The sequence below is a fragment of the Mycobacterium simiae genome, assembly GCF_008370645.1.
GTDB classification, from domain to species: Bacteria; Actinomycetota; Actinomycetes; order Mycobacteriales; family Mycobacteriaceae; genus Mycobacterium; species Mycobacterium simiae_A.
This window is the reverse complement of record NZ_VTZN01000228.1, coordinates 1-6,313: the sequence shown is the minus strand read 5'-3', so window position 1 is coordinate 6,313 and position 6,313 is coordinate 1. Positions and strand designations below refer to the sequence as shown.

The 6,313-nt window shown below is 62.4% G+C and carries 5 protein-coding genes; 4 read left to right on the top strand and 1 reads right to left on the bottom strand.

Annotated elements, in window-relative coordinates:
• Nucleotides 1–325 precede the first annotated feature (325 nt).
• From F0Q45_RS23455 to F0Q45_RS30335, 3 genes are all read left to right on the top strand, one after another.
• Nucleotides 326–1,537 (top strand): tyrosine-type recombinase/integrase, encoded by a 1,212-nt coding sequence (locus F0Q45_RS23455; protein WP_149656184.1) that lies wholly within the window; start codon nt 326–328, stop codon nt 1,535–1,537.
• A 392-nt stretch (nt 1,538–1,929) separates the two neighbouring features.
• Nucleotides 1,930–4,080 carry a tyrosine-type recombinase/integrase gene (locus tag F0Q45_RS23450; protein WP_188113116.1) on the top strand — a complete coding sequence of 717 codons (2,151 nt, stop codon included), beginning with the start codon at nt 1,930–1,932 and terminating at the stop codon, nt 4,078–4,080.
• Nucleotides 4,073–4,624, top strand: a complete 552-nt coding sequence (locus tag F0Q45_RS30335; RefSeq protein WP_223163942.1) for a DUF6262 family protein — start codon at nt 4,073–4,075, stop codon at nt 4,622–4,624. Before F0Q45_RS23450 ends, F0Q45_RS30335 begins: the two co-directional genes overlap by 8 nt.
• 378 nt (nt 4,625–5,002) lie before the next feature.
• Here the strand turns inward: F0Q45_RS30335 and F0Q45_RS23440 are convergent, their stop codons facing one another.
• Nucleotides 5,003–5,662: a hypothetical protein gene (locus tag F0Q45_RS23440; RefSeq protein WP_149656181.1), complete on the bottom strand. Its 660-nt coding sequence runs from the start codon at nt 5,660–5,662 to the stop codon at nt 5,003–5,005.
• Nucleotides 5,663–5,817: 155 nt separating this feature from the next.
• Between F0Q45_RS23440 and F0Q45_RS23435 the strand changes: the two genes are divergently transcribed.
• On the top strand, nt 5,818–6,313 hold a 496-nt coding region (locus F0Q45_RS23435; protein WP_149656180.1), incomplete at its 3' end, for a serine/threonine-protein kinase.

Here is a 6,313-nt window from a genome sequence, read left to right as displayed (position 1 = left end):
GCACCCCAGCGCCGACCGGCGCACCCACCGCAGCACACCAGAACGGAGACCACCATGACCACCTCGGTAGCAGCCACCCACCGCACCCCGCCGGCGATCATCACCCACAGCGTGGCGGTCATCGCGGGCCAACAGCGCGCCGACATCAGCGTCCATCACGCCCGCACCCCCGATGCGCGGATCTGCCTGGCGTTCAACGGCATCCACATGGTCCTCTACAGCTGCCTTTCGAAGGGGTCCAACAACCAGCACCACACGCACTTCCTGAGCCTTTGTCGCGCTGTGCAGTGCACAGGTAACAAGCTATGCACAGCACGGGCGGAGAATGACGTTTGGCGCGTTGTCCCGTCGGTGCTCGGATCTAGCGTTGACGCTGATGTACAAGGCCTTTCACTTCAGCACCGATGCCGGTGGCTACTGGTCGGTGATCGACGACCGCGACTACGTCGTCGTCGAGCTTGCGGACGACTTCCTGCAGTTCATGCGATTTGCACGAGGCCGGGCTGAGTCAACGACACGCAAGTACGCCGAATCCATCGCGCTGTACTACAACTTTTGCGCCGACCGCTCGGCGAACTGGGCCGATCCCGACATCACGGCATTCCAAATGTGGTTGCGGATAGCACCGTCTCCGCGACACCCTCATGCGTCGCGACGGGTATGGGCTGGCCCCGGGCACCACCCGGCACGCAACAACAACCGAATCAACCTAATCACCTACGCCGTATGTGAGATGTTCAAATTCGCAGCAGCAGAGGGGGTATCGGTCGAGTCGAAGCTCAACCGACTCTTTGAGATGGCGCCGGTCCAGAACTACGGACCGAGCGACCGTCGGCATCAGCTGTCCACCACTGTGATCCTGCGCCGCCGCCACCGCCTTCAGCCTCAGCGCGGCAGCAGCAGACGAGACGCCCCGGTTGCGGTCGTGAAGAACCTCCTGGCCGAATGCCTCAACGCCCGCGATGCCCTCTTGGTGGCAATGCTCGCCACTACCGGGCTTCGCCGAGGCGAGGCGCTTGGCTTGAGGTTGTCGGATCTGCACTTTTTACCTGATTCCACATCCCTGGGCTGCCAGATCGACGGCCCGCACTTGCATGTCGTACCGCGCGTCAACAGCAATCAGGCCCAGGTCAAAAACCAGAAACCGCGGGCACTCCCGGTCACCGCCGCTCTAATCACCATGTACGAGCGTTACCGGATGGACAGGGATGCATGCCGGCAGGCTCGCGAATCGGACTACGTCTTCGTCAACCTGTACCGGGCTCCTTTGGGTGAACCTATGAAACTGCACGCTGCCAACGACCTCCTGAGCAGACTCAGCCGCCGCACCGGGCACAAGGTCAGCCCTCACATGCTGCGTCACACCTTCGGGACCGGCGCCGCTCAAACAGAATCGCTTGACGTGGTCGCCGAGCTGCTCGGACACGCGAACCTGCAGACGACGCAGACCTATCTGCACCCCGATATGACTCGACAGCGCACGGCAATTGAGGCGGGCGCGTTGTCCCAACACCTCGAAACGCCCACCACCTCATGAAGGGTATTCGCGGCGCGCTTGTTCTCCTGCCTGCAGACAATGGAGCCGATTCGTCGAACAGCCCATTCGATCACTGGCTACAGACGGCAGGGTGGGATCCAATTCTTCTGCAACTGCTGCCATCACCCACACACGCCACCCTGGGGTGGAGGACTTGCGCAGTCGACACCTGCGACCGGCCCGCCTGGGGGCAGCAGAACAACGGATTGTGCGAAGGTTGCAAGACCCAATGGCAGGCAAGGGGCAAGCCGGACCGGGACGTCTTCGATCGCCAACCACCCAAACGTCTGCGTTACAACCAGCGCCCGACCGCTTGCCTGGTGAACCACCAAGGCGTGCGCTGCGGCAGGGACGCCCAGAACAAAGGCCTGTGCGGGCCTCACTCATACGCCGTGACGCGAAGTAAGCGTGACCGCGACGCCGTGATCGCCGGCCTGCGCCCGCTACCCAGCCTCGGCCCGTGCCGGGTCGCCGCATGCGACCGCGGCGCCTGTCTTCCGGGCACGCGCCTGTGTAAGGCTCACGGTCAGCGGTGGCAACGATTTAGACAGGCCAATTCGGGAGCGGATCTCGACGAATGGTCACGGCGTGCCAAGCAAGTCAGCGACAGCCGGCGCGTGTTGTTCGGCGGCGTTCATCCACACGTCAGGCGCCAGATCCTGTTCGGCGTCTATAACCGATCGCGCCGAGGATCGCGTACCCGCCTGGATCACCTGCAGCGACTGGTCGACTGGGTGCGCTACTCGCAGATGTCGGATCTCAAGTCGGCCCGCCACACCCAGGTGCCCTCCCCCTGGCCCCGAGGCGCCGACCAAATACTGCAAACGATCTTGACCACCGTCGAGTACGGCGATCAACGTCCCGAGGATTTCCGCGACGCCGACGTATGGCCCGGCGTCGTGTTCGGCAAAAACGGCGTCGCCGACTTCCGAGAGATCTCGCAAATCTGGCTTCGCGAAATCACACAAGCCTGGTGCTGGGATAACCTCAACCGCACCAGCAACTTTGCCATGTTCCGCAACGTACTCAACGAGATCGACTATTTCTCTGACTATCTGCGTGCCAACGCCGCTGACACCGGGAATGACGTCGCCGCCCTTGACCGCTCGACTCTTACCGGCTTTGCTCGGTATCTGGCAGCTCTCGTTGAGCAAGGCGCCGAAAGATACCGCGCACGGTACAACCGCAAAACGATCGTGCCCTGGAACAAATCCCTGCAGCACAAGTGCCTCCTAGCGGTGCAACGGATTCTGCGCTACGGCCGCGACACCGGCCGCATGGAGCACTTCGCCGGATCCTTCATGATCACCAACGACCTGCTCGTCCCACAGGTGAAAAATCCTCAGAAAGACGATGCCGGCGCCGCCCTCCCGACCACGATCATCCGGCAGATGTTCACCGCTGAATCGTTGAGAGCGCTGCGCGCCCTCAACGAGCACCTGCCTGCCCTTGTGCGCCTCGCCGCCGAAACCGGCCGTCGCCCGGGCGAACTCGTGTCACTGAAGTACGACTGCCTCGACACAGAGTCCGAACGTGGCCCATACCTGATCTACACCGAAACGAAAGTGACTGGCGGCCAGGAACGTAAACTGCCCGTTCTGGGTGCCGTCGTCGACACCGTCCGCGACCAACAGCTACGAACGCGACAACGGTACCCGGACACACCCATTGAACACCTGCGGCTGTTTCCCCGCGCGAGCATGAACCCGCACGGCTACCACCCAATGGACTCATCACTGTTCGGGGTGCGGCTAAGAGAGTGGATCGACGCGCTTCCCCGCCTGGACTCCGACACGATCGGCGAAGACGGACAACCCCTTCCGTTCGATCGGACACTTATTTCGGGCTACTCGTTTCGCCACACCTACGCCCAGCGCCATGCTGACGCCGGAACTCAGCCGGATGTATTGATGGCGCTCATGGGCCACGAGCGGATCTCGACCACCATGGGCTACTACCGGATTCCGCAGAAACGCCGCCGGGAAGCGGCGGAGACCGTCGGAAGCCTCATCATCGAGGGTGATTCCTTGAAGTTCGGAGGCATGACACGCGACCATCGGCTCGCCGACGAACGGGCCACCATCGCAGTGCCATTCGGAAAATGCTCCAACCCGCAAAACGTTGCCGCCGAAGGCTACGGCTGCCCGATCCGGCACCGATGCTTCGGATGCGCCTCATTCGGCAGTGACCCGTCCTACCTACCGGAGATGCGACGCCGCCTACTCGACCTCAAGGCCATCCGAGCCCGAATCGACGCCTTCGATGGAGCGGCCGAATGGGCCAAACGTGACGCTCGGCCTAGCGACGAAGAACTAGAAGCGCTTCAACACCACATCCGGGCCCAGGAAGACACACTTGCCCGCGCCACCCCCGAACAGCGAGCCCTCATCGAGGAGGCATCCGTCACCCTGCGCAAAGCCCGTGCCGTGGTCGAAGTCGACATCACGCTACGGCGTCGCGAAAACGGCGAAGACGCGCTGCTGGCGCACATCGACGACCGCCGCCACGTTGTCGACGCACTAGGAACACTCATCGATGACTGACATTCAAAGCTACGAACAGCGGATCTCGCGCCTGGCCGAGGCACGCCGGGCAGATTCAGCCGCAAAGCGTGCCGCCGTTCTCAAAGCAGTCGCCGATCTCCGACGCGAAGACCGGCGGATCAGCCGGCGGGCTGTCATCAGCCGAGCCGGTGTGCACCGCAACTTCCTGCAACGGCATAAGGACCTCGCAGCCCTCATCGACGAGGCCGCGGGCGGACAGCGCGCAGACCACCATTTGCGCCCCCAAGATCGAATCACCCACGACAGCTTGATAGCCGAACTCGCAACGGCAAAGCAGCGAAACCGCGAGCTGCAAAAGAAAGTGCAGGTGCTCGAGCGCCGACTCGGAGCGCAAGGACCATCGTTGGGCCCCGCTCTGCTCGATCAGCACCCCCTGGTCATCGAACTGCGCAGTCGCATAGCCCAAGTCGAGCTCGACATCGGCGAGAAAAACCGCACGATCGCTTCGCTTCAAGACGATGTCGATGTGCTGCGGGAAACCAATCGGTCTCTGGTCCGTGAATACGGCCTCACATGTGGATAGGCAAACGGATCTTCGATGGCTACGGGGACTAGTTACGCTGAATTTTCTCGCAACCTCATCAACGCCGACGAGCCAGGTGAACGCCATTGACGACCGCGCGGACAGCGCCATGGACGAGATGCGTGCCGAGATGGTGGCTGCGGTCGGCGACTGAGGAATCGGCGACTCTCAAAACTAGAGATTTGGGAGTGATCGGTTGTTGTCTCGTTTGCGGCACATCCCAGTTTGCAGACTGGTTCTGGGACGCGTCCGGCTCCCGGCGGGTTGGCGCCGCACCATGGCTGGCCGATGCCAACCACCCGCCCGGGCTGATGTTGGCGCCGCCGCCGTTCTCACACCCCCGTCCAGACCCATGCCGGTATCCGTGCGGTTACTCATTTAGGGCCGTTGAGCGGACCTGGCACCAAGGTTTTCCACCGACGTGATCTCCTCCATGGCCAGCACGATCGCGGGGGTGCCGTTGGCGATTTCGAGGCTTGCCGTGCTCACCGCAGCGACCGCGCGCTCCCCCGCCGCGAACTCATCCCATGCGCGCACCGCGACAGTGACGGTTCGCATAGTGCCGCCGACAGAATCAATTTCCGGTGCCATGGCAGGATCGAGCCCGACGGCCTGAGCCAGAAGCCGTTTGAACACAACGAGGTTGGCTACTTCGCACTGCAGCTGCACTCGCCACAGCGTCGCCCCGGGCGGTTTGGCCACCTTGGCCTCGGAATCAACCCAGCGAAGGCCGTTGGATAGTACGCCACTACGAGAACCGTTGGTGCGGTGAGTAATTGACCGCGGAACACCACACGCAACGGCGAACTCGTACACGTCAAAGTTCGGATCTTCGTATTGAAGGACCTGGGCGACCACCCACACCACGTTGGTGAGAACGTGGTAGGTCTCCTCAGTGTTCAGGGGCTTCTGGTCACTGTTGCGACTGCGACTGTCAGTGCGTCGTTGATGGCCTGCCCGGTCTAACCGGTAGGGAGCATCGGACCAATCGTGGGAGGAGATTTCAGCGGCGAATTCGAGCGCGCGACGACTCAGCATAGAAAATTCCTTTCCGAGTAAGGACGCCACCTGCTCCCTCCCGAATGAGGGAACACTGAGTGGCCAGTTCAGCCTACCTCAAACGGCGCAGCCCCGGGCGAGGCCGCGCCCCGGGGCCCCGCCGTTGCCTGCGGCTGACTAAGTATGGTGAGCCGGTGGAGGGCACGCCGTTCGGCCGATATCGCCTTATCGAGTTGTTGGGTCGGGGCGGCATGGGCGAAGTGTGGCGCGCGTACGACACGGTCACCGACCGGGTCGTGGCCATTAAAGCCCTGCCAGCAAATCTGTCTGACGACGAAGGCTTCCAGCAACGGTTCCGCCGCGAAGCCCATGCGGCAGCGCGATTGGATACCCCGCATGCTGTCCCGATTTATGACTACGGGGAAATCGACGATCGACTATTCATAAGCATGCGGTTGGTCAAGGGACGCGACTTGGCCACCGTGCTCGCCGACACCCCGCTGGAGCCGGCGCGGGCGGTACGCATCATCGATCAGGTCGCCGAAGCCTTGCATGCCGCTCACGAGGTCGGGCTGATCCACCGTGACATCAAGCCTTCCAACATCTTGATCGATGACCGCGACTTCACTTATCTAATTGACTTCGGTATTGCTCGCGCTACCGACGACACGCGAATGACCCAGACCGGCA

What these genes read in the sequence shown, in the direction of transcription:
- F0Q45_RS23440 (WP_149656181.1), bottom strand. Translation starts at nt 5,662, where the DNA reads ATGCTGAGTCGTCGCGCGCTCGAATTCGCCGCTGAAATCTCCTCCCAC.
- F0Q45_RS30335 (WP_223163942.1), top strand. Translation starts at nt 4,073, where the DNA reads ATGACTGACATTCAAAGCTACGAACAGCGGATCTCGCGCCTGGCCGAG.
- F0Q45_RS23455 (WP_149656184.1), top strand. Translation starts at nt 326, where the DNA reads ATGACGTTTGGCGCGTTGTCCCGTCGGTGCTCGGATCTAGCGTTGACG.